The sequence below is a fragment of the Phenylobacterium sp. genome, from assembly GCF_036821595.1.
Taxonomy (GTDB): domain Bacteria; phylum Pseudomonadota; class Alphaproteobacteria; order Caulobacterales; family Caulobacteraceae; genus Phenylobacterium.
In genome coordinates, this window is the sequence record NZ_DAISJG010000194.1 from 1 (window position 1) to 1005 (window position 1005).

The window sequence follows — 1005 nt, forward strand, 5'->3', positions numbered from 1 at the left end:
CACGGACCACACGGAATACACGGACGGGCGAGCCGTCCGGCGCCTGCGCCCCGGTCCGCCTGCGCGCCTCCGGCGCGCGATCCCACGTCCCCACGCCCTCGCCGGCCCTGCACTCTCAGCGCAGGCCCGTTCGTGTGGTTCGTGTGGTTCGTGGTCAAACCCGGCCGCGCAGCGGCCTTCCGTGTAATCCGTGTATTCCGTGGTTCCCCTCTTACCCGCGCCCCCAAACGCAGAAGGCCCCGGATCTCTCCGGGGCCCCCACGAACTCTGAACTCTGAACTCTGTCGGACGTCGGCCGCGCCTTAGGAGGCGTAGAACTCGATGACCAGGTTCGGCTCCATCTTCACCGGATACGGCACCTCGGCCAGCTCCGGCATGCGCACATAGGTCGCCGCCATCGCCTTGCCGTCGACCGTGATGTAGTCCGGCGTGTCGCGCTCGGAGGACTGCAGGGCCTCCAGCACCAGGGCCATGTTGCGCGACCGCTCGCGCACGGAGACCACGTCGCCCGGCTTCACCCGGTAGGACGGGATGTTCACGCGCTTGCCGTTCACCAGCACGTGGCCGTGGTTGACGAACTGGCGGGCGGCGAACGGGGTCGGCACGAACTTGGCGCGGTAGACGATGGCGTCCAGGCGGCTTTCCAGCAGCGCGATCAGGTTCTCGGAGGTGTTGCCCTTGCGGCGGGCGGCCTCCTGGTAGATGCGCGAGAACTGCTTCTCGGTCAGGTTGCCGTAGTAGCCCTTCAGCTTCTGCTTGGCGCGCAGCTGCAGGCCGAAGTCCGAGACCTTGGACTTCCGCCGCTGGCCATGCTGGCCGGGGCCGTAGGCGCGGGTGTTGATGGGAGACTTCGGGCGACCCCAGATGTTCTCGCCCATCCGGCGGTCGAGCTTGTACTTGGCGCTATGGCGCTTGGACATGATCCACTCTTCATCTGACCCGAGCCGGCGCCCCTGAAACCCAAGGGCGCGATTGCAACGGCGGCTTCGCGTCGTCCCGTCATAG

The 1005-nt window shown here is 67.4% G+C and carries 1 protein-coding gene; it reads right to left on the minus strand.

All coding sequences use genetic code 11. The features are described 5' to 3' along the window. Positions 1 to 302: 302 nt before the first annotated feature. Positions 303 to 920, minus strand: a complete 618-nt coding sequence (gene rpsD / locus V7Z97_RS20555) for a 30S ribosomal protein S4 (RefSeq protein WP_334165501.1) — start codon at positions 918 to 920, stop codon at positions 303 to 305. Positions 921 to 1005: the final 85 nt, after the last annotated feature.